We start from the raw sequence: 19,551 nt of genomic DNA, 5'->3' as shown, positions 1-19,551 counted from the left end.
TGGACAGAAACGGATATCCCCGCATTGATCGATCCCGAGACCCGCGCCGCGATGGAGTCGCGCATCGATTGGGGCGATAAACTGCGCCAGCCGCAGGACCAAAGCAGAGTGGTTTATCCACGGGATCGTGAGGATTAATTCGATGGATGACACCAGTAAGGCTGATGATCAGGTAAGCACGCCTTCTGCAGGCGCTGATGCGGAGAAGTCGTTCAATAAGGGCATGGGCCTGGTGTTGGCGATTTTAGTGCTGACACTGGTGTGGTACCTCGCCGCAGATCGAATGACACCGTCTACATCGCAAGCGCGAGTGAATGGCTATGTCGTAGGGGTGGCCCCTCGGGTATCGGGCCCAATCGTCAGGGTGCTGACGCAGAATAATGCGAGGGTTGAGGTTGGCCAGTCCCTGTTTGAAATTGATGCTTCCGATTACCAAATCGCACTGGCGGCGTCTCAGTCTCAATATGAACAGGCGCTCAACCAGGTCGGAGCTGGCGACGCCAATGTCGATGCGGCGAGGGCAAACCTCACAGCGGCAATTGCCGGTAAAAAAAAGGCGGCACAGGATTACCAGCGGCTGACACGACTATACGCGCAGGATCCTGGAGCCGTGTCCCAGCGACGCGTGGAGTCATCTGAGGCCAATCTGGAGGCGGCTGAGGCGAAGGTCCTGGCTGCTTCGGCGCAGGTGCAGTCGGCGATCGATCAAAAGGGTGGCGATGACGACGATAGCAACGCCATCCTGATGAGCGCCCGTGCGGCGGTAGAAAAGGCGGAATTTGATCTCGAGAACACGGTAGTCAAGGCATCGAAATCGGGAACCATCACAGATTTGCGTGCGGAAACAGGCCAGTTCGCTCAGGCGGGTGCCGCTGTAATGACTCTGGTCTCTGCCGAGGATTTCTGGATCGATGCCGAATTTACAGAAAACAATTTGGGCAACATGGGCGCGGACACCGCCGTCGAAATCGTCTTTGATGTATTGCCCGGGCAAGTTTTTAGTGGGCAGGTGGCCAGTATCGGCCTGGGCATCAGTGCGGCGTCTCCACCACCGCCAGGTGCGCTGCCTACGATCAGCAACAATCGGGATTGGCTGCGGCAGGCTCAGCGGTTTCCCGTCCAGATTCGCTTTGACGTAAATCAGCAGCCCGAGTTGAGGGAACAGATCCGGATCGGAGGGCAGGCTTTTGTTATTGCGTACAACGATGCCCCCGCGCCGCTTCGCTGGTTGGGCAAACTCTATATTCGTATAGCCTCTATTTTTTCCTATGCCTATTAGCCAGCGAAGGGTTTACCGGCTGGCGAGCACGGTGGCCTTGTCATTGGTCATTGCCTACGCCGCAGGGTTGACCCTGCCGTATCTTGCGCCGATTTTGGCCGTAGTTCTGGCGGCAAAGCCGGCTAAGCCGATCTCGTTGCAACAGCTGTTGAAAGTCGTCGTGTTGCTCATACTGACGCTCACTACCGGCATTCTGGTATCACCCGTGTTACAGCATTACTCGTGGCTCGGCTTTGCCATTGTGGGGGTGGGCTTGTTTCTGGCGAATATGCTGTCGCTGCGCTTTGGACAGGAGGCATTGGGAACGTTGCTGACAGTGGGTCTGGCGCTCATCTCTGCTGCCGCGCTTTATAGTCAGGCACTGGCGAAACTGGTTGTCTTTTCAGTGGTCGCCGGAGTCATCATCGCCGTTGTCAGCCACCATCTGTGCCATTGGCTTTTTCCCGAAAGTGGTGCGGCTCCGGCTCCGCAGCGCATGACCAGCGAAGATGCTACCTGGAAGGCGGCGCGAGCCACGCTTATTATTCTCCCCGCCTATTTTTTGGCACTGGTTAATCCGAGCGCCTTTATGCCGCTGATATTGAAGTCAGGGCAGTTGGGTCAGGCCGATTCTCAAGCAGCACTTCGCCGATCTCAGATTGACTTGTTATTGTCTACCGCGCTTGCCGGTGTCTTGGCGATAGGGCTCTGGTTTGGTCTTAAGTTGGCGCCGGTGTTGTGGTTTTTTGGGCTCTGGATCCTTCTGTTTATGCTCTTCTGCAGCGCGTGTTTTTACGGCGTGCGCCGGAGCCGATTCGGGGCCGAATTTTGGATGAATGCGATGGTGACAACGATAATCCTTATCGGGCCGGCGGTTGCCGATAGCGCAAACGGGAAGGATGTTTATCAGGCTTTTGCCATACGTTTTCTTCTTTTTCTGACAGTGACTTTGTATGCCGGTGCTGCTGTTCATGTGCTTGAACACCTGCGCAAGCGTTGGGTTAAGTCTGATGCTCAATCTGGGGTATTACCGTGTTGATAAATATTCTGATTGGCATGGTCATGATGACGACCTGCTTGCTACTGCAGTCGGTATTGTTGTTGCTTACATTGCGCATCTACCGGAGTAGAGCGTCGATTATCGATTCGCCTTCCATTTTTTCCAGTATTCGTGTCGTTAACGGTGTGATGTGGATTCTTGTCCTCGGTACTAGCGCGCAGATTGCTGCATGGGCGCAGCTGTATATCTGGATTGGTGAGTTCGACTATTTCGCCGATGCGTTTTATTTTTCGGCGGTGAGTTTTTCGACCCTCGGTTACGGCGATATCGTGCTTAGTGTTTCTTATCGAATCCTCGGCGCACTTGAGGCCGTCAATGGCGTCCTGATGATTGGTGTTTCTACTGCGGTGTTGATGAGCGTCTTCCAGGACGCCATTCGCCGTGCGCTTTCTGCACGGCACCATGAGTAACGCAAAACTCAATAGTGCAGTACATACCCTAGCGGTTGTCGGCGCCTCCGGCAGTGGTAAATCGACTCTGGCGCAATCGCTGGCATCTCGATGCCAGGTTTCAAAAGCTTTACCTGACGCCACGCTCTTGACCCTCGATAACTATTACAAAGACCTGAGTCATCTTAGCTTCGCTGAGCGCGATCGGCTCAATTTTGATCACCCGTCGGCGCTGGATATGGACTTGTTCACTGACCACGTTCGGATGTTGTCAAGGGGCCAATTAATAGAGCAGCCAATTTACGATTTTACTGTGCACAGTCGAACGGATCGGACAGAACTCATTAGCCCGGCCCCGCTCCTGGTGATCGAGGGGATTCTTTTGGCGGCTCACGAGCCGCTCCTGGCGCTCATCGATACTCTGGTCTTTGTCGATACACCTCTGGAGCTCTGCCTACAGCGTCGAATCGACCGTGATGTGGAGCAGCGCAACAGATCGGCCGCCTCGGTGCGGGAGTTTTGGTTTGACCGGGCGGTACCGATGTTCAAAACCTTCGGTGATCCGGCGCGTTCGGCGGCGGATGTGGTCGTTGACGGGCGCGATGACCTGAACAAAATGATGACGTCGTTGCTTGATCACCTAAGGCCGGACCTTTTAGTCTAATCAAATCCGCTCTCGTTGACGTGCCACCCAGTCAAAATGACGTTTCAACGCAGGGTCCAGAAGTAGGGCATCAAGACTGCGATAGTCTCGCGCGAGGGTCAGCTCATCGTAGCGCTGATGAATACCTCGATGGCACTGTCGACAAATATCGATGCCGATTTGAAGTTCCTGCCTGCGAAAATGTCGACGAAAATATTGGCGCCTGTGAACCTTTTTGGGAATTAAGTGGTGAAAGGTGAGCGGGACCACCCGCTCACAACAGACACAGGGGCCAACCTTCAAAGCACCTTGTCGACCGCCGTGCGCAGTTTACTGCTCTCGGGGCCTACGTTGCTGCCAAAGTGCTCGATGACATTACCTTCCGCATCAACAAGGTATTTGTTGAAGTTCCAGGACGGATAGCCACTGGCTTCACCGAGTGCTCGGAATACCGGGTTGGCATCGCTGCCGCGCACGGCGCTGGTCGCCATGACCGGGAAGCTCACGTCGTATTTTTCGAAGCAGACTTCCGCGGCATCGGCTTCATCATTTTCTTCCTGAAAGAAATCATCACTGGAGAAACCAACAACGACCAGGCCCTGGTCCTTGTAGTCCCGATGCAACTGCTCCAAACCCTCGAACTGCGGTGTGTAACCACAATTGCTGGCCGTATTGACGATCAACATCGGCTTGCCGCCATAGGCCTCGCAGAAGTTGATGGCATCTTTTGACGCTAATTTGCGCATGGTGGTGTCCAGGTAGTCAGGACAGGCGAGGGAGACACCGGGAAGTAAGCAAAGCAGGCTTAATGCTGTGATTTTTAAGGGGTTGTTCATGGCGGGATCTCGCGGTTAAGGAATTCCTCTTTCTCTACGAAAAAAGCCACCCGCTGGATTACAGCGGATGGCTCCTCGTTGAGCGCTGAACTTAGGCGTCCTTGGTCGCGCTATCCATGGCATCAGCGGCGTCGTCGGCGGCATCATCCATCATGCCCTCGGCGTCATCCATCATGTCACCCGCCGCATCACCGGCTTCGTCCATCATGTCACCGGCTTTCTCCATAGCCTCGTCTGCGGCAGCGGACGCACTATCCATGGCGTCGCCTGCGGCTTCGCCCGCATCGTTCATTGCCTGCTTGGTCGCATCGGCGGCGCTATGCATAGCATCGCCGGCACTATCCATGGCCTCGCCTGCGGACTCAGCCGCGGCGTCCATTTTTTCTTTTGCCGCGTCCTGTTGCTCTTCGCTGCAAGCCGAGAGCAGGAAAACGCCTGCGAACGCGGTCGCGATTGCTAATTTATTCATGGTTGAACCTCTTGGTCAGTTTTCGGATGAGTCAGAAAAAACCTGCGTGCAAAAGATAACAGTCATTTCGCACCTTGAACAGTACCTCTTTGCATTACCTTATCGGCGGTAACCAACGGCCTTAAAAACCGCTCAACGGTGTTGAGAAACCATTCCGGATGGCAATGAAACGCGGCCACGTGGGTTCCCCAGCGCCCCTTAAAATTGACACAGGGCGCCTCTGGAGAAACTGAGGGCGCCAGCGCCAGTGTGATCGCGGGATTCGCTTCGGCGAGCTCCTGTGCAAAAGCCGCTCGCGTAATGGGGTCCGCGGGATCCTGGACAAGCAGTGTGGGTTGGCGCACCAGCCGGCCGCGGGACTGAGCATTATCGGTCGCGTCCGGGACGCCGTAAAACTGCACCGACGCCCAGGCGTAGGGATAGAAGACGGATCGCGGGAGGCCAAAGTTGACCCAGCCGCCGCTGGCGAGGGCATCCATGTTGTCGAGCGCCGGGTCAACCAGCAGCAATGCATCTGCGGCGACGTCTTCCGTAGCGGCATGTATTACTGTAGCCCCCCCCATGGATATTCCCATGAGCAGGGTTGGTGTGGTGCCGCCTCCTGTTGTCTCCAGCCAGTCGACCGCGGCAACGAGGTCCTTCCATTCCGTGCGGCCCATTTGGACCCAGCCGTCGGTTACCATGGATTGGCCGTGATTTCGCAGGTCGATACTCAGCACGGATACATTTCGATCAACCAGTGCTCGATAAAGCCCCAGACTGTTAAAAAACTCCGAGGAGCGGTTCGATCCGATGCCATGGGCAAATACCAATTGCGCCCTTGGCTGTGTTGCGGGCATCCACCACGCTGCGAGGTCAGCCTCTGCGCCGGGGATGGTTACCGATGTAAAGTCCAGTCCAACATCTGCGGGGCTGTCTACCAGAGCCTTGGCATCGGGGCGCAGCGCCATGCGCGGGAAAAGAAAAAGAGAGGCGGCGATATAGGCGGTGAGCGCCGCCACAGCAGTGATAGCGACGTACCGCCAGTTCATAGCGACAGGATGCGACGCAGTAAGCCGTCGTGGTGACGCCGTTGCTCGCGAAGCTTGAGCATAGCGAAAACCTGCTCCTCGATTTCTCCCGCCACTCGATCACGGATGCGATGTTGTTGACGATCGGTCAATTCTTTCCCCGCGAAGGCTGATAGGTCGATCGGGCGACCGAAACCAAAAAAGGTGGTTTTCGGTTTCGGCATTGGGCTCCCAAAAACCCCCGAGGGTATGGGTGGCAACAGATCACGTCGAAAGTCGTCGGGGACGACACCGGCGGACATCAACCAGCGCACCAGTTGCAAATCCAGCAGTTCATCGCCTTCTATGTGGTGCTCGAAGTACTCATCGGGTCCCACGGCGGCGAAGGGCATGATGGTGAACCCCATGAAAGCCGCAATCCGAACAAACCCGAACCGCTCTCTCCAAAGAAGGTCATAACGCTGCTCGGGGCGCTTGACCGCCTCGTGGGCGCCACCTGGGAAGATCAATAAGTCCTGACCTGCCGCCATCAAGGCCTCGACCACTGGGCGCTGTCCAACAGCTGCACCCTGAGCTATTGCGAACTTCGCGTAGCGCTCATTGGCAAAAAGGGTTCTATCACCAATGCCGCGTAAAAAACGCCCGTAGTCGTAATTCATCAAATTGGCAAAGATGGCGCCATCGATGGCCAGAAGGGCATGGTTGCCGACAAAAAGCGCGGGCCCCGAGGGAAGCCGCTCAAGGCCTGTGAAGGTGGGCTTGAACCATCGCTTCATGAACGCCGCCGCCGCCGATAGCGCGGGGCCTACCGGTCGGTGTACCGCCAACACCTGTTCGATGTGACGTTCAATATCAATCTCGTTGTCGGCGCTGGTGGCGTCGGCCATGGGAAAATCCGAAAGGAGCTATTAGGCGAAGACTAGCAGATAAAACTTCGCTGTTTATCGTAATGCGATGGGTTGCAGGGTGAATTTGACACGAATTAATGCCGGGTCAGTGCGGCCGGAGCCAGTGGTTTACGGTCCTGACGCCGTGTCTGAATAGGGTTTGGGTGATTATTGAAAGAGACTGCCAGCCCTCTTGATGCGGGGCTAAACTCCCCGGAAGGTGCGGTATGGGGTTGCGCGCGCCATCCCACTGATGACGATAGTGAGGCTAATCAAGATCAAAGCGTTCGCGAAGGAACCGTGCAATCCCATCCTCGTTGTGATGGCCGATGACTGTGGTTGATTTCGCTTTTATTTCGTCGTCAGCATTGCTCGGTGCATAGCTCTCGTCAGCACAGTCAAACATGGACAAATCGTTCTCACCATCACCGAACACCACGATTCGATCGTAACCCAGTTCCTCACGCAGTGTGGTTACCGCATTGCCCTTGCTCCCCAAGCTGTGGTGGATATCGAGCCATCGCATCGAGGTGCTATCAACAATCTTTCCGGTGTATGACACCAGGTGTTCCTCATTTTCCAGCGACTCGATAACCGCGCTAATCGACGTTGCCTCACCCAGAGCACTAACGTTGATGACGTGAGCATCCAGGGGCATATCGCTGAGCGGCTGCAGCGGTAGATTGCGCTCGTCTTCGAAGAGGCTTGCGAGCTTTTGCTCGGCCTGATTCAGGAGCGGTGAATGGTAAACCGCATGACGACCGTTATTCTCGAGCGTAAAGACGAACGGAGAAATCTCGCTCAAGGTAAAAGCCGCGAGCACGTGCCACAACTCCTGCTGCGTCAATAAATAACGATGGCTGTAGTCAAGCTCACCCGGATGCCAGATGACAGCACCGTTCTTAAGTATCTGTGGCAGTACGAATCCATGCTCAGCGATCGGCCCCTGTGCGGCTTGCAGTGTCCGTCCTGTCGCTACGGTATAGGCGATACCGTGGGCTGTGAGCTTTCTAAGCGTTTCCGCGGTAAAGGGTGTCACCGCCGACTCGGCATTGAGCAAGGTGCCGTCAAGATCGAATACCACAAGGGTCACAACATTCTCCAGGCTTTGGGTGAGGGCACTAAAAGTGCGACAATTGGGTAATCATAATCTATGCCCCGATGAGAAAGCATTCGTCCGGATAAGCCCGCAGTGAACAGGGAGTAAAAGTGGCAATTATTTATGCCGCATTGGCGATTACTTCGCTCTTCGGCGTCCTGAGAGGGCCGCCACTGTAGTCCTCGCAGAGTGTGTTTCCACGTCATAATGCCGTGCTGCCAGGGTTGTGACTGCGGTTCGAGGAGGGTCGGATGGCCAGACAGCCAACATTGAAGCAGCTCAAATATCTGTGTGCCATTGCTGAGCACATGCATTTCGGCCACGCAGCGCGATCCTGTCATGTCAGCCAGAGTACGCTGAGCGCCGTATTCAGAGTTGGAGGAGACGTTGTCGCGTCTCTGGTGGAGCGCAACAATCGCATGTGTTGTTAACTCCCCTGGGTAAAGATGTCGTATCGCGGGCTCACGATATTTTGGTGGAGGTAGATGACCTCGCCGCGATGTGCGCCGCAGCGGCCGAGCCTTTCAGCGGTAAAATGCGCCTCGGCGTAATACCCACCATTGCCCCGTTTTGCTTCTGACTGCTGCACCGGCTGCGCTTGGCGCATCCCGATTTCACTTATTCATTCGTGAAGATCTCAGCGGAGCGCTAGTGGAGTCGCTGCACAACGGAGAACTGGATGTTTTGTTACTTGCCTTGCCGTTCCCCGCGGAGCAGGTCGATATCATGCCTTTGCTCGACGATCCCTTTTTCCTTGCCAGTCCATCCGACCACCCGTTAAGCCGGCGGAATTCCGTTACCACAACGCAGCTAAAGGGCGAGAGCTTACTGTTGCTGGAGGATGGTCATTGCCTGCGTGAACACGCCCTTGAGGCCTGTGAGCTGCGTGACGCGCAGGTGTCGGTGCCTTATCAGGCCACCAGTTTGAACACGATTGTACAAATGGTGGCCAACAATATTGGCATTACCCTGTTGCCGAAAATGGCAGTCGATTCAGGTATCACCAGTGGTACTGACCTGGCAGTGACGCCTTTTGCCCATTCATCGGTGGGTCGGGAGATAGGCCTTATGTGGCGCAAGAAGACGCCGCGCAGAGCGGAGTTTTCGCTGCTTGGGGATTTTATTCAACGCTGCCACCAGGGCGACGACAGCGCGGCAAAGCAACCCGTGTCTGATTAGCGACTTTTCGGATTGCCCTTGCGATTGGACCGTTGGGGACGGGACTTTCCCTTTTTCGCTGCGCCCGGTAGCCCAAGGTGTTGGGTCGCGAAGGTCTGGTGGTCGTCGGGCACTCGCCGGTGGCGTTTGGGGGGCTGGCGCGGTGGTACCAGGTGCATTTTGCCATTGCCGATCAGATCCCGGCGCCCCAGTTTGCGCAAGTTTTCCCGGAGCAAGGGCCAGTTTTCGGGATCGTGATAGCGCAGAAACGCCTTGTGAAGGCGTCGCTGGGAAAGCTTTTTGATCGCCGGGACCCAGGGGCTGCTGCGCGTCACCCGCTTCAAAGGGTTTTTGCCGGAGTGATACATGGCGGTCGCGGTGGCCATCGGCGATGGGTAAAAAGTCTGTACCTGATCCGCTCGGAACTTATTGCGTTTAAGCCATAGGGCCAGATTGATCATATCGTTATCGGTGGTCCCGGGGTGCGCCGCGATAAAGTAGGGGATGAGGTACTGTTTCTTGCCCGCCTGCTTCGAGTATTCCTCAAACATGCGTTTGAAGGCGTCGTAGGTTCCAATACCCGGTTTCATCATTTTGTCGAGCGGTCCGGACTCGGTATGTTCAGGGGCTATTTTCAGATAGCCACCCACATGATGGGTGACCAGTTCTTTGACGTATTCGGGGGTTTCCACGGCGATGTCGTAACGCAGGCCCGAAGCGATGAGCACTTTCTTGACACCGGGCACTGCCCGAGCCGAGCGATAGAGGTCTATCAGTGGTGTTTGATCGGTATTGAGATTCTTGCAGATTCCTGGAAAGACGCAGCTGAGCTTTCGACATTTGGATTCAATTTCCTTGCTCTTGCAGGCAAGGCGCCACATGTTGGCGGTGGGGCCGCCCAGGTCCGAGATGACGCCGGTAAACGCAGGGCTGGTATCGCGAATCTTCTCTACCTCGCGAATAATCGAGTCCTGGGATCGATTCTGGATGATGCGCCCCTCGTGTTCCGTGATTGAGCAGAACGTACAGCCACCAAAGCAGCCCCGCATGATATTCACCGAGTGCTGAATCATCTCGAAAGCGGGAATTTTGGCATCGCCATAGCTGTGGTGTGGCAATCGTGTGTAGGGCAGCTCGAACACCCAGTCAAGCTCGTCGGTTTCCAGCGGTATCGGCGGTGGATTGAGCCAGACATCGCGGTCGCCGTGCGCCTGAATCAACGGCATTGCATTATAGGGGTTGGTTTCTTTGTGCAGGATTCTCGACGCATGGGCGTACAGCACTGGATCAGTGGCGACGGCTTCGTGGCTGGGTAGTCGGATAACACTGTTCTCGGGAGTCTTGGTGACTACCAGCCGCACCGGCACTGTCTCCACTTCATCCTCGCCTGCAGATTCGGCTTTGTCGCAGGTTGCCGGCTCCATCCCCTGATAAGGGTTGGGGTGGGCATCGACGGCGCCGGGGTTGTCCACGCTGGTGGAGTCGATCTCGGTGAATCCGGGCTCTGGGCCCCGGGATACGAACGCGGTTCCGCGGAGGTCTCTGATCTTGGAGATTGATTCACCTTCGGCGAGTCGGTGCGTGACGTCGACAATCGCACGTTCAGCATTACCGTAGAGCAGAAGGTCGGCTTTGCTGTCGAGCAATACCGAGCGTCGCACTTTTTCGCTCCAATAGTCGTAGTGCGCTATACGTCGAAGGCTCGCTTCAATACCGCCGATGATAATGGGTACATCTCGATAGGCTTCCCGGACGCGCTGGCTGTAAACCGTCACTGCGCGGTCGGGCCGCTTACCTGCAGTATCACCCGCGGTATAAGCATCATCGTTACGTCGCTTTCGATCCGCTGTATAGTGATTAATCATCGAATCCATATTACCGGCGGCGATGCCAAAGTAGAGATTGGGCGCGCCCAGCCTCTGGAAATCCCGGGTGTCTGTCCAGTCGGGCTGGCTGATAATGCCGACGCGGAAGCCCTGAGCCTCCAGCACACGGCCAATGACCGCCATTCCAAAACTGGGATGGTCTACGTAGCAGTCACCGGTAACAATAATGACGTCGCAACTATCCCAGCCCAGCGCGTCCATTTCGCTGCGGCTCATAGGTAGTTCGGGGGCTGGACCGAGACACTCAGCCCAGTATTTCCGGTAATCGAAGATGGGTTGGGGTGTTGTAGGCATTATTTGGATTCCTCGGAACCATTAGCGCTGCGTATTTCTGCGGGGACATCGAGTTCAGCACCGCAGTGCTTGCAGAAGCAGGCGTCCAGGGCATGTCCTGTTTTTGCGCACACCGGGCAGTTCCACTGCAAGAACTGCGAATTGCGCCGATTCATCCGCTCCCAGAGTTTCGTAGTCACGATGGCTGTGGGTACCGCCAGTATCGAATAACCGATGAGCATTCCCATAGAGGCAAAGGTTTTGCCCAGTGGCGTTTGCGGCGTGATGTCTCCGTAGCCAACCGTGGTAATGGTGACCACTGCCCAATAAATACTCAGCGGTATACTGGTAAAGCCATGTTCGGGCCCTTCGACAACGTAAAGGGCGCTGGCAAAAACCACAATGATGACAAAGACCAGTGAGAAAAAAACCAGAATGGAGCGCGAAGTGCTGCGCAGGACGCCAACCAGGTCATTGAACTCGTTCATCAGCTCAAACAGCCGCAGCACACGAAACGTCCGCATCACGCGCAGCAGACGGATAATCAGTAGTGGCGCTGTTTCTGGAATTAAAATGGCGAGATACGTCGGTAGCAGCGACAGAAAATCGATGACGCCCCAGAAGCTGAAGATATAGCTAAGCCTGTTCTGTACGCACCATATTCGCACGACATATTCGACCGTGAAGAGCAGGGTGAAAATCAGCTCCAGATTGCGCAATAGTGTCCCGTGAACCTGGTGAATCGATGCCATTGAGTCGAGCATCACCGCACCCACGCTCATCAGGATGGCCAGTATCAGCAGTACATCGAAGGTTCGGCCTGGACCGGTCTCGGTACCGAAAATAATTATTTCTGTGCGCCGTCGAATTGTGGCGTGTTCATCCGTCATGGCTGGGTCGCAAAGGGTTCGAGCATAGGTTGGAGGCTTGACCACACATTGTCGAGTAATCTCGGTTGGGCACTTATCGTGGGGTGTATGCCGTCAGCTTGCATCATACCCGCTTCCAGAGCGATGCCTTCGAGCATAAAGTCGCTGACCCGGGCGTCAGTCTGGGCGGCAACCTTTGAGAAGCTGTCGCGAAATGCACTGGTGTAGCGCGCTCCAAAATTCGGTGGCGCCTCCATGGCCAGCAGCAAGACCGCAGCGCCCGCATTCTGGCTTTTTGTCACCATGTCACGAAGATTGTTGCGCAGTTGCGTGATCGGATAGCCACGCAGGGCGTCGTTACCCCCCAGCTCAACAATGACCAGGGCGGGGCGATGCTTGACGAGCAGCTGTTCGATCCGGCGCCGACCGCCGGCGGTGGTCTCTCCCGAGATGCTGGCATTGGCAACGCGCAATGAATACCCCTCGGTATTCAGGCGCTGTTGCAGCAGAGACGCCCATCCCTGCTCCAAATCCATGCCGTAAGCGGCACTGATGCTGTCACCGAGTAAAAGCAGCACCGGACGGTCATCGGCCGCAGTGTTCGCCATCGCAGCAAGAAACAATCCGCCCAGCAGCAGTGGGCGTAAGACAGTGCGGAGGAAAGCGCGCATGATCAAGGTAGACAATCTCCGGAAGCAGGTAATGGTGGCTGACGGTGAGCTCGAAATCCTGCGAGGGATAAATCTCGAAATCAAGTCCGGCCAGACAGCCGCTATTGTAGGGGTTTCCGGGTCCGGAAAGTCGACACTGCTTGGTTTGTTGGCTGGCCTCGATGTGGCGTCAAGCGGCGAGGTATGGATCGATGGCGTCGGTCTGAGCGATTTAGACGAAGACGCCCGGGCGGCATTGCGTGCCAGCAAGGTTGGTTTTGTGTTTCAGTCGTTTCAATTACTCCCCGCGCTCACGGCGCTTGAGAATGTTATGTTACCCCTCGAGCTGGCCGGCGCTGAAGACGCGGCAAGGCGCGCCACCGAGTTTCTGCATAGGGTTGGTCTGGAGGCCCGCCTGGGCCATTACCCCAACCTGATGTCAGGTGGCGAGCAGCAGCGGGTAGCCATTGCCCGGGCGTTTGCGGCTCGGCCTGCCTTGTTGTTTGCCGATGAGCCCACCGGTAATCTCGATGGCGCTACGGGCACGAAAATTGTTGAGCTCTTGTTCGATCTCAATCGGAGTGAGGGAACCACATTGGTACTGGTGACTCACGACGAGGGGCTGGCGGCGCGCTGTGACCGCGTCTTTACCATGTTCAATGGCGAGTTGAGTGAGGGCTGATGGCGCCTGCTTCACATGCCCTGTCGGCAAGAAAGCTGTTGGCGCGGGATTGGCGCGGCGGTGAGCTGGGTGTACTGCTCACCGCGCTGATACTCGCAGTGGGCATTGTTGTTGGCATCAGTGCCTTTGTCGCGCGCCTGCAGACGGCTCTGGAGCAGGAGAGCCTGCGCTTTCTTGCGGCCGATTTGGTGGTTTCATCGAGGACTGAACCACCCGAAACCTGGGCTGAACAGGCTGGCGGGCTCGATCTGGCCACTGCGAGCACCCTTGCATTCCCGTCGATGGTATTTGCCGATAACGACGCCATGCATTTAGCGTCCGTGAAGGCGGTTACCGATACTTATCCACTGCGCGGTGAGCTACGTCACAGTGCGACGCCCTATGGCGAATTGGCGACCGCTCGCTCGGTGCCCGCGCCGGGCGAGGTGTGGTTGGCACCGCGATTGTTCGCGCTGCTCGGTGTTGATACCGGAGACACGGTCAGTGTTGGCGAGGCCGGATTTATTGTTTCCGGTGCTCTTCGTGCCGAGCCCGATGCCGCGGGATCGATGTTCAGCTACGGGCCGCGCCTGATGATGAATATGGTGGATATTCCAGCCACCGGCGTGGTACAGCCGGGCAGCCGGGTCAACCATCGATTACTTCTGGGTGGCAATAATGATGCGCTGACGGAATTTACCGATTGGATTAAGCCGCGGCTGGATCAGGGTCAGCGATTGTTGGGGCTTGAAGACAGTCAGCCGAGAATCAATCAGACCCTGGATCGGGCTCGGGGCTTTTTGTTGCTGGCGGGGAGCCTCGCCGTGGTGCTGGCGGCTGCGGCGATTGCGCTGGCGGCCCGACGCTTCAGTGAGCGCCATGCGGACTATGTTGCCGTGATGAAGAGCCTCGGGGCGAGCACAGGCTATATCAGCCGGTTGTATGCCAGTAGCCTGTTTTTACTCGGTGTCTTGGCGACGGTTCTCGGCTGTGCCGTTGGCTGGCTCATCCAGGCCGGGTTCTTTATGGCGTTTGCGGACCAATTGCCCGTCACCCCCGGTTCGAGTGGTATCAGTCCTTATGGCGTAGGTGCGGCGACGGCGCTGGTTTGTCTTGGTTTTTTTGCATGGCCGCCACTACGTCGGCTCAGTCAGGTGCCGCCCCTGCGCGTGCTGCGCCGATCCTCGGAATCTATGGGTGCTCAGCGACCGCTTGATTATGTATTGAGCGCGCTGGCGATGGTGGGGTTGATGCTCTGGTACAGCGGGGATGTGGCGCTGACGGGTGGCGTCGTGCTGGGTGTCGCTATTACCGTTGGCGTTGGTTTCCTTTTGGCAAAAGGGTTGCTGCGCGGCAGCCGGAAGGCCGGTATGCGTGCGGGCAGCGTCTGGCGCCTTGCCCTCGCCGGGCTTCAGCGACGCAGTAACAGCAGTGCGCTGCAGATGGTTATTTTTGCTATCGCCATCATGCTGCTACTGGTACTTACCATTATTCGCACATCGCTGTTTGACCAGTGGCAAGCGCAGTTACCCCCCGGTACGCCCAATCACTTTGTGATTAACGTAGCCCCCGAGGAGCGTAGCGATTTTGCGGCGTTTCTTGCCACGGAGAATATTTCCCGCGAACGCCTGTATCCGATGACCCGTGGGCGGGTGATGGCGGTCAATGAGGAGGCGCTGGCCGAGCGTGATTCGGTCGACAGTGACCGCCGCCAACGGGAGTCCAACTTCACCTGGTCTGAGTCCGTGCCCGAGGGCAATGCGTTAATTGCCGGCAGCTGGTGGTCACCGGGTACCAGCGAATCGCTGGTCTCCCTCGAGCAGGATTTTGCCGAAAGTATCGGCGCTGTGCTGGGTGACAGGCTCAGTCTGCGCATTGGCGCCGATTCGCTGGTGGTAACCGTCGCCAGTATCCGCACTCTGGACTGGCAGTCGATGAAACCCAATTTCTTTATGGTGTTCCCGCGAGAGGTGCTCGAGGGATATCCGAGTATGTTTATGACCAGCTTTTTCCTGCCCGAGGGTCAGAAGCTCGCGCTCAATACGCTGGTGAAGGAATTCCCGACCGTAACGGTGATCGAGCTCGATCTGGTGATTAAGGAGATTCGAGGCATTATCGATCAGGTAGGGGTTGCCATCGAGATGGTCCTCGGGGTTATTGTTCTTGCCGGCGCGCTGGTGTTGGTGGCGGGCGTACAGGCGAGTGTGGACGTTCGTATTCGTGAAAGTGCGCTGTTGCGTGCACTGGGTGCCAGGAAAGGGCTGCTGCTCGGTGCCCTGTGGATTGAATTTACGGTATTGGGATTGATGTCCGGACTGCTCGCGGTGCTCGGTGCCGAGGCCGCCGCAGCGCTGCTTCAGGCGCGTGCCCTGGACCTGAGCTACAGCCCCTCGTATGCCGTCTGGCCCCTTGGCTTGGCCATTGGTGGTGGCGTCATCGGTATTGTAGGTGTCTGGAGTTGTCGTCGTGTTGCTTCATCCGCGCCGCTCACGGTATTGCGCGAGGTCTAGCGACGGGGCGTAAAAAGCCGTGGCGAAAGAAAAGGTTCATCGCCGCTTGGCGGGATCAAGGCCAGCACGGTACGTCAAGCAATGGTCTGGAAGACATTCGCCGACGACCACAGCTAATTTCTTGAAGTCGGTGAGGCAGCCGGTAGTCCTTTGAGCTGCTCGCGTAGCTCCAGCAAGTTCAGCGCACTGTCAGAGTCGCTCGTCGACGCTCAAAGGACTCCCGCCCACCTCACCCCGCGGCTGGCCTGCCCGGGCGCGGAGCGACGTCATATGCAAAGCCTATGCGGGATCAAGGCCAGCACGGTACGTCAATCATTGCTCTGGAAGACATTCGCCGACGACCACAGCTTATTTCTTGAAGTCAGTGAGGCAACCGGTAGTCCTTTGAGCTGCTCGCGTAGCTCCAGCAAGTTCAGCGCACTGTCAGAGTCGCTCGTCGACGCTCAAAGGACTCCCGCCCACCTCACCTCGGGGCTGGGCTGCCCGGGCGCGGAGCGACGTCTTACGCAAAGCCAATGCGGGGAAATAGAGGATCCCTGAAATTCGCGATGAACCAAAAAAAAGCGCCCTCAGGCGCTTTCGTTATCGCCCCATGCGGGGTTTAGCCGAGCAGGTGCGCGACAGCATCCCGTTCTTCTGTGAGCTCGGTTTCGCTGGCGGTCATTTTTGTCTGGCTGAATTCGCCTATGCTGACACCCTGGACAATCTGCCAGTCACCATCGGAGCAGGTGCAGGGGAATGAGTAGATCAGCCCTTCGGCGATTCCATAGGAGCCGTCAGAGTAGATGCCCATAGACACCCAGTCGCCCTCGGGTGTTCCGAGTGCCCAGCTGTTCATGTGATCGATAGCGGCATTCGCGGCGGACGCGGCAGAGGAGGCCCCGCGCGCTTTGATGATCGCTGCGCCACGCTGCTGCACAGTGGGAATGAAGTCCTCTTCGTACCAGCTTTGCTCGATCAGGTCCGTGGCCGTTTTTCCCTGCACTTTGGCATTAAAAAGGTCGGGGTACTGTGTCGCGGAGTGATTGCCCCATATCGTCATATTGGTAACGTCGTTGACAGTAGTGCCGGTTTTCTGCGCCAACTGTGACATCGCCCGGTTGTGGTCGAGACGTGTCATGGCGGTGAAGTTTCTGGGGTCGATGTCGGGCGCGTTGCGCTGCGTAATCAGTGCGTTGGTGTTGGCCGGGTTGCCCACTACCAGCACCTTGATATTGCGCGAGGCGTGGTTGTTAATCGCCTTGCCCTGAACCGAAAAGATAGCGGCATTGGCTTCCAGCAGGTCTTTACGTTCCATCCCGGGACCCCGTGGGCGCGCGCCAACCAGAAGGGCATAATCGCTGTCCTTGAACGCGATATCGGGATCGTCGCTGCAGGTGATGCCGGCGAGCAGCGGGAAAGCGCAGTCATCCAGTTCCATGCGCACACCTTCCAGTGCCTCCATGGCCGGAGTGATGTCCAGAAGCTGGAGAATAACGGGCTGGTCAGCCCCCAGCATGTCGCCCGAGGCGATGCGGAACAAGAGGGCGTAGCCGATCTGTCCGGCCGCGCCGGTGACGGTGACTCGTACGGGTGCTTTCATCAATCAATCCTCATGGCTTCGTAGGGCGAGCGCGGATTCTCTTCTGGAAGCGATGAAAACTCAAGGGCATTAAAGATCGCGAGGGCAAAAACGCGGAATTAATGGCTTTGCCTATGGCGGCGTGCTCTCCTATCATTCCGGGCGACTTCACGAGACTGCAGGAACCATGACAGCACCGATAGTGGCTTCGGGTGGTGATACCCGGCGCCAAAAAACCGAATTTAATAAGCTGCGCAAGCGATTGCGCCGCGAAACGGGTAAGGCAATCGCCGATTTCAATATGATTGAGTCGGGCGACCGTGTCATGGTGTGTGTTTCCGGGGGGAAAGACTCCTACACCATGCTCGACCTGTTGATGCAGTTACGGGTCAGTGCGCCCGTTGATTTTGAACTGATAGCGGTCAATCTCGATCAAAAGCAGCCGGGGTTTCCGGAACACGTACTGCCCGAATACCTCGAACAACTGGATATCCCGTTCTACATTCTCGAGCGCGACACCTACAGTGTCGTCAAGTCGGTCATACCCGAGGGCAAGACGACCTGCGGGCTGTGCTCGCGCCTGCGCCGGGGCACGCTGTATGGGTTCGCCGAGCAAATCGGTGCGACCAAAATAGCCCTGGGGCATCACCGGGATGATATTGTCGAGACACTGTTTCTCAATATGTTTTTTGGCGGCAAGCTCAAGGCAATGCCGCCGAAATTGCTCAGTGACGACGGTCAGAATGTCGTCATTCGCCCGCTGGCGTATTGCAAGGAGGAGGACATCAGCCGCTACGCGCAGGCGCAAGCGTTTCCGATTATTCCCTGCAACCTCTGTGGTTCCCAGGAGAACCTTCAGCGCGCCAATGTGAAGCAAATGCTCAGGGATTGGGAGCGACAGTACCCGGGACGCACGGAAACCATATTCCGCAGCATTTCCAATGTGTCTCCGTCGCAGCTCGCAGACAGTAATCTGTTTAATTTCAGTGACCTGACGTCAAAAAATGATGTTAATTCTGAGCTCCCTGAGATCCGCATGGTGAATCTCTAGGTGTCCAAACCGCTGCTCGAAGTCGTCGACGTTGCCATCGAGCGCGGATTTCGTCAGTTGCTGACGGGCATCTCGTTGACGGTCTCTCCTGGTGACCTGATCCAGCTCAAAGGCGCCAACGGAGTGGGTAAGACCAGTTTGCTGAGGGCATTGGCGGGATTGGCCAGGGTGGGCGTTGAAGGTCGCATCGAGCGAAGCGTGCAACCGGTATACCTGGGCCACCTCCCAGGAAACAAGTCCTTGCTCACCCCGGAGGAGAACCTTCGCTGGCATCCCAGTGGCGGCCATGACATCGCGGTGGCGGGGATTAGTGACGCCCTGTCGGCGGTCGGTCTGAGCCACTGTGCCGACCTGCCCGTACACACGCTTTCGGCGGGCCAGCAGCGGCGTGTTGCCCTGGCGCGGCTGTGGCTGGCGTCATCGCCCCTGTGGCTGCTTGATGAGCCTTTTACCGCTATCGATGTGGAGGGGGCCGATCTTCTCGAGGAAAAGCTGCTCGGCCACGTTGCTGCGGGTGGTGCCGCGGTATTTACCAGCCATCAGCCCAATCGTTTTGGCGAGCGCGTCGCAGTGCTGGACCTATCGGAGTTCTGCGGTGCCTGAACTGGGAACTTTTTTGTGGACCCAGTGCCTGCGCCAGATTAAGTCCAGGGTCGCAAGCCCTGGCGAAATCGCCAATCCACTGCTTTTTTTTCTTATGGTCGTTGCACTTTTTCCCATTGGCCTGGGTCCAGATCCCGATCGGCTGGCGACGCTGGCCCCTGGCATACTCTGGGTGGTCGCATTGCTCTCGAATCTGATTGTCAGTGGTCGCCTGTTCGCTGGAGATTATGAGGATGGAAGTCTGGAGCAGTTGGCACTGGCGCCTTATCCACTTGCACTTTCCGCACTCACGGAGGTGCTGGCGCACTGGCTGCTCAGCGGTGTAACGCTGGCATTGGTGTCGCCCGTTTTTGCACTTTTGCTCAATCTGCCCAATGGGGCTATACCCACGCTGGTGGGCAGTCTGGTTCTGGGTTCGCTTTGTTTGTCGCTGATTGGCGGTATCGGCGCGGCTTTAACCGTCGGTATTCGAAGGGGAGGGCTTTTATTATCGTTACTAATAATCCCGCTTTATGTCCCCGTTCTGGTATTCGGCACCAGTGCGGTTGTCGAGGCAGCGGCGGGCGGTGCGCCGCAGATCTGGCTCGCCTTACTGGGGGCAGTAGCGGCAGGCGGACTGGTTGTGGCGCCGCTGGCTATCGGCGCCGGTTTGAGAATTTCTCTTGATAACTAGGGTGG

General features: G+C 56.9%; 21 protein-coding genes. 12 read left to right on the top strand and 9 right to left on the bottom strand.

What is annotated here, in order from left to right; all coding sequences use genetic code 11:
• Positions 1-142: 142 nt before the first annotated feature.
• From NOR51B_RS12725 to udk, 4 genes are read left to right on the top strand one after another with little or no spacing between them, the layout of a single operon-like run.
• Complete coding sequence (locus tag NOR51B_RS12725) at positions 143-1,279, top strand: HlyD family secretion protein (protein ID WP_009020863.1); 1,137 nt, start codon at positions 143-145, stop codon at positions 1,277-1,279.
• Entirely contained in the window at positions 1,269-2,297 is a 1,029-nt protein-coding gene (locus NOR51B_RS12720) for a DUF2955 domain-containing protein (protein ID WP_040482113.1), read from the top strand. Before NOR51B_RS12725 ends, NOR51B_RS12720 begins: the two co-directional genes overlap by 11 nt.
• Positions 2,291-2,728: a potassium channel family protein gene (locus tag NOR51B_RS12715; RefSeq protein ID WP_009019597.1), complete on the top strand. Its 438-nt coding sequence runs from the start codon at positions 2,291-2,293 to the stop codon at positions 2,726-2,728. Before NOR51B_RS12720 ends, NOR51B_RS12715 begins: the two co-directional genes overlap by 7 nt.
• Complete coding sequence (gene udk / locus NOR51B_RS12710; protein ID WP_009018886.1) at positions 2,721-3,371, top strand: uridine kinase; 651 nt, start codon at positions 2,721-2,723, stop codon at positions 3,369-3,371. Before NOR51B_RS12715 ends, udk begins: the two co-directional genes overlap by 8 nt.
• Positions 3,372-3,649: 278 nt before the next feature.
• Here the strand turns inward: udk and NOR51B_RS12700 are convergent, their stop codons facing one another.
• The 5 genes from NOR51B_RS12700 to NOR51B_RS12680 all read right to left on the bottom strand — a co-directional run bounded on the left by NOR51B_RS12700 (position 3,650) and on the right by NOR51B_RS12680 (position 7,645).
• Positions 3,650-4,186 carry a glutathione peroxidase gene (locus NOR51B_RS12700; RefSeq protein WP_009019094.1) on the bottom strand — a complete coding sequence of 179 codons (537 nt, stop codon included), beginning with the start codon at positions 4,184-4,186 and terminating at the stop codon, positions 3,650-3,652.
• 91 nt (positions 4,187-4,277) lie between these two features.
• Entirely contained in the window at positions 4,278-4,655 is a 378-nt protein-coding gene (locus NOR51B_RS12695; RefSeq protein WP_009020061.1) for a hypothetical protein, read from the bottom strand.
• A gap of 62 nt (positions 4,656-4,717) precedes the next feature.
• On the bottom strand, positions 4,718-5,686 hold the full coding sequence (locus NOR51B_RS12690) for an alpha/beta hydrolase (protein WP_009020335.1): 969 nt from the start codon (positions 5,684-5,686) through the stop codon (positions 4,718-4,720).
• Positions 5,683-6,552 carry a 1-acyl-sn-glycerol-3-phosphate acyltransferase gene (locus NOR51B_RS12685; protein ID WP_009018890.1) on the bottom strand — a complete coding sequence of 290 codons (870 nt, stop codon included), beginning with the start codon at positions 6,550-6,552 and terminating at the stop codon, positions 5,683-5,685. The genes NOR51B_RS12690 and NOR51B_RS12685 overlap by 4 nt, the downstream gene beginning before the upstream one ends.
• 268 nt (positions 6,553-6,820) lie before the next feature.
• Positions 6,821-7,645, bottom strand: coding sequence for an HAD family hydrolase (locus tag NOR51B_RS12680; RefSeq protein WP_009019273.1), 825 nt, complete (start codon positions 7,643-7,645; stop codon positions 6,821-6,823).
• 257 nt (positions 7,646-7,902) lie between these two features.
• Between NOR51B_RS12680 and NOR51B_RS15735 the strand changes: the two genes are divergently transcribed.
• The gene (locus NOR51B_RS15735) at positions 7,903-8,082 is read left to right on the top strand and encodes a LysR family transcriptional regulator (RefSeq protein WP_230198467.1); all 180 of its coding nucleotides are present in this window, start codon (positions 7,903-7,905) and stop codon (positions 8,080-8,082) included.
• A 220-nt stretch (positions 8,083-8,302) separates the two neighbouring features.
• The gene (locus NOR51B_RS15730; protein ID WP_009020631.1) at positions 8,303-8,830 is read left to right on the top strand and encodes a LysR substrate-binding domain-containing protein; all 528 of its coding nucleotides are present in this window, start codon (positions 8,303-8,305) and stop codon (positions 8,828-8,830) included.
• On the opposite strand, the gene NOR51B_RS12670 is transcribed toward NOR51B_RS15730, so the two are convergent.
• The 3 genes from NOR51B_RS12670 to NOR51B_RS12660 are packed head-to-tail and all read right to left on the bottom strand — an operon-like array spanning position 8,827 to position 12,508.
• Positions 8,827-10,989: a YgiQ family radical SAM protein gene (locus NOR51B_RS12670; protein ID WP_040482111.1), complete on the bottom strand. Its 2,163-nt coding sequence runs from the start codon at positions 10,987-10,989 to the stop codon at positions 8,827-8,829. The genes NOR51B_RS15730 and NOR51B_RS12670 overlap by 4 nt on opposite strands.
• Positions 10,989-11,858: an ion transporter gene (locus NOR51B_RS12665; protein ID WP_009020621.1), complete on the bottom strand. Its 870-nt coding sequence runs from the start codon at positions 11,856-11,858 to the stop codon at positions 10,989-10,991. Before NOR51B_RS12665 ends, NOR51B_RS12670 begins: the two co-directional genes overlap by 1 nt.
• Positions 11,855-12,508: an arylesterase gene (locus NOR51B_RS12660; protein ID WP_009020451.1), complete on the bottom strand. Its 654-nt coding sequence runs from the start codon at positions 12,506-12,508 to the stop codon at positions 11,855-11,857. Before NOR51B_RS12660 ends, NOR51B_RS12665 begins: the two co-directional genes overlap by 4 nt.
• On the opposite strand from NOR51B_RS12660, the gene NOR51B_RS12655 reads away from it, so the two are divergent.
• The 3 genes from NOR51B_RS12655 to NOR51B_RS15445 all read left to right on the top strand — a co-directional run bounded on the left by NOR51B_RS12655 (position 12,507) and on the right by NOR51B_RS15445 (position 16,198).
• Complete coding sequence (locus NOR51B_RS12655) at positions 12,507-13,169, top strand: ABC transporter ATP-binding protein (RefSeq protein WP_009019820.1); 663 nt, start codon at positions 12,507-12,509, stop codon at positions 13,167-13,169. The genes NOR51B_RS12660 and NOR51B_RS12655 overlap by 2 nt on opposite strands.
• On the top strand, positions 13,169-15,658 hold the full coding sequence (locus tag NOR51B_RS12650) for an ABC transporter permease (RefSeq protein WP_009020086.1): 2,490 nt from the start codon (positions 13,169-13,171) through the stop codon (positions 15,656-15,658). The genes NOR51B_RS12655 and NOR51B_RS12650 overlap by 1 nt, the downstream gene beginning before the upstream one ends.
• 270 nt (positions 15,659-15,928) lie before the next feature.
• On the top strand, positions 15,929-16,198 hold the full coding sequence (locus NOR51B_RS15445) for a hypothetical protein (RefSeq protein ID WP_154647677.1): 270 nt from the start codon (positions 15,929-15,931) through the stop codon (positions 16,196-16,198).
• A gap of 61 nt (positions 16,199-16,259) precedes the next feature.
• On the opposite strand, the gene NOR51B_RS12645 is transcribed toward NOR51B_RS15445, so the two are convergent.
• Positions 16,260-17,240, bottom strand: a complete 981-nt coding sequence (locus NOR51B_RS12645) for a malate dehydrogenase (RefSeq protein WP_009020496.1) — start codon at positions 17,238-17,240, stop codon at positions 16,260-16,262.
• Positions 17,241-17,406: 166 nt separating this feature from the next.
• On the opposite strand from NOR51B_RS12645, the gene ttcA reads away from it, so the two are divergent.
• The 3 genes from ttcA to ccmB are packed head-to-tail and all read left to right on the top strand — an operon-like array spanning position 17,407 to position 19,546.
• The gene (gene ttcA / locus NOR51B_RS12640) at positions 17,407-18,270 is read left to right on the top strand and encodes a tRNA 2-thiocytidine(32) synthetase TtcA (protein WP_040482110.1); all 864 of its coding nucleotides are present in this window, start codon (positions 17,407-17,409) and stop codon (positions 18,268-18,270) included.
• The gene (ccmA, locus tag NOR51B_RS12635) at positions 18,271-18,873 is read left to right on the top strand and encodes a cytochrome c biogenesis heme-transporting ATPase CcmA (protein ID WP_040482109.1); all 603 of its coding nucleotides are present in this window, start codon (positions 18,271-18,273) and stop codon (positions 18,871-18,873) included. It abuts the gene before it with no gap.
• On the top strand, positions 18,866-19,546 hold the full coding sequence (gene ccmB, locus NOR51B_RS12630; protein WP_009020109.1) for a heme exporter protein CcmB: 681 nt from the start codon (positions 18,866-18,868) through the stop codon (positions 19,544-19,546). The genes ccmA and ccmB overlap by 8 nt, the downstream gene beginning before the upstream one ends.
• Positions 19,547-19,551 lie beyond the last annotated feature (5 nt).

The sequence above is a fragment of the Luminiphilus syltensis NOR5-1B genome (assembly GCF_000158175.1).
Lineage (GTDB): Bacteria > Pseudomonadota > Gammaproteobacteria > Pseudomonadales > Halieaceae > Luminiphilus > Luminiphilus syltensis.
This window is presented reverse-complemented; position numbering and strand designations above follow the sequence as displayed.

Coding starts and splice junctions, on each gene's coding strand:
- NOR51B_RS12690 (WP_009020335.1), bottom strand. CDS start 5,686: ATGAACTGGCGGTACGTCGCTATCACTGCTGTGGCGGCGCTCACCGCC.
- NOR51B_RS15735 (WP_230198467.1), top strand. CDS start 7,903: ATGGCCAGACAGCCAACATTGAAGCAGCTCAAATATCTGTGTGCCATT.
- NOR51B_RS12655 (WP_009019820.1), top strand. CDS start 12,507: ATGATCAAGGTAGACAATCTCCGGAAGCAGGTAATGGTGGCTGACGGT.
- ttcA (WP_040482110.1), top strand. CDS start 17,407: ATGACAGCACCGATAGTGGCTTCGGGTGGTGATACCCGGCGCCAAAAA.
- udk (WP_009018886.1), top strand. CDS start 2,721: ATGAGTAACGCAAAACTCAATAGTGCAGTACATACCCTAGCGGTTGTC.
- NOR51B_RS15445 (WP_154647677.1), top strand. CDS start 15,929: ATGCAAAGCCTATGCGGGATCAAGGCCAGCACGGTACGTCAATCATTG.
- NOR51B_RS12665 (WP_009020621.1), bottom strand. CDS start 11,858: ATGACGGATGAACACGCCACAATTCGACGGCGCACAGAAATAATTATT.
- NOR51B_RS12720 (WP_040482113.1), top strand. CDS start 1,269: ATGCCTATTAGCCAGCGAAGGGTTTACCGGCTGGCGAGCACGGTGGCC.
- NOR51B_RS12700 (WP_009019094.1), bottom strand. CDS start 4,186: ATGAACAACCCCTTAAAAATCACAGCATTAAGCCTGCTTTGCTTACTT.
- NOR51B_RS12725 (WP_009020863.1), top strand. CDS start 143: ATGGATGACACCAGTAAGGCTGATGATCAGGTAAGCACGCCTTCTGCA.
- NOR51B_RS12695 (WP_009020061.1), bottom strand. CDS start 4,655: ATGAATAAATTAGCAATCGCGACCGCGTTCGCAGGCGTTTTCCTGCTC.
- NOR51B_RS12645 (WP_009020496.1), bottom strand. CDS start 17,240: ATGAAAGCACCCGTACGAGTCACCGTCACCGGCGCGGCCGGACAGATC.
- NOR51B_RS12660 (WP_009020451.1), bottom strand. CDS start 12,508: ATGCGCGCTTTCCTCCGCACTGTCTTACGCCCACTGCTGCTGGGCGGA.
- NOR51B_RS12685 (WP_009018890.1), bottom strand. CDS start 6,552: ATGGCCGACGCCACCAGCGCCGACAACGAGATTGATATTGAACGTCAC.
- NOR51B_RS12650 (WP_009020086.1), top strand. CDS start 13,169: ATGGCGCCTGCTTCACATGCCCTGTCGGCAAGAAAGCTGTTGGCGCGG.
- NOR51B_RS12670 (WP_040482111.1), bottom strand. CDS start 10,989: ATGCCTACAACACCCCAACCCATCTTCGATTACCGGAAATACTGGGCT.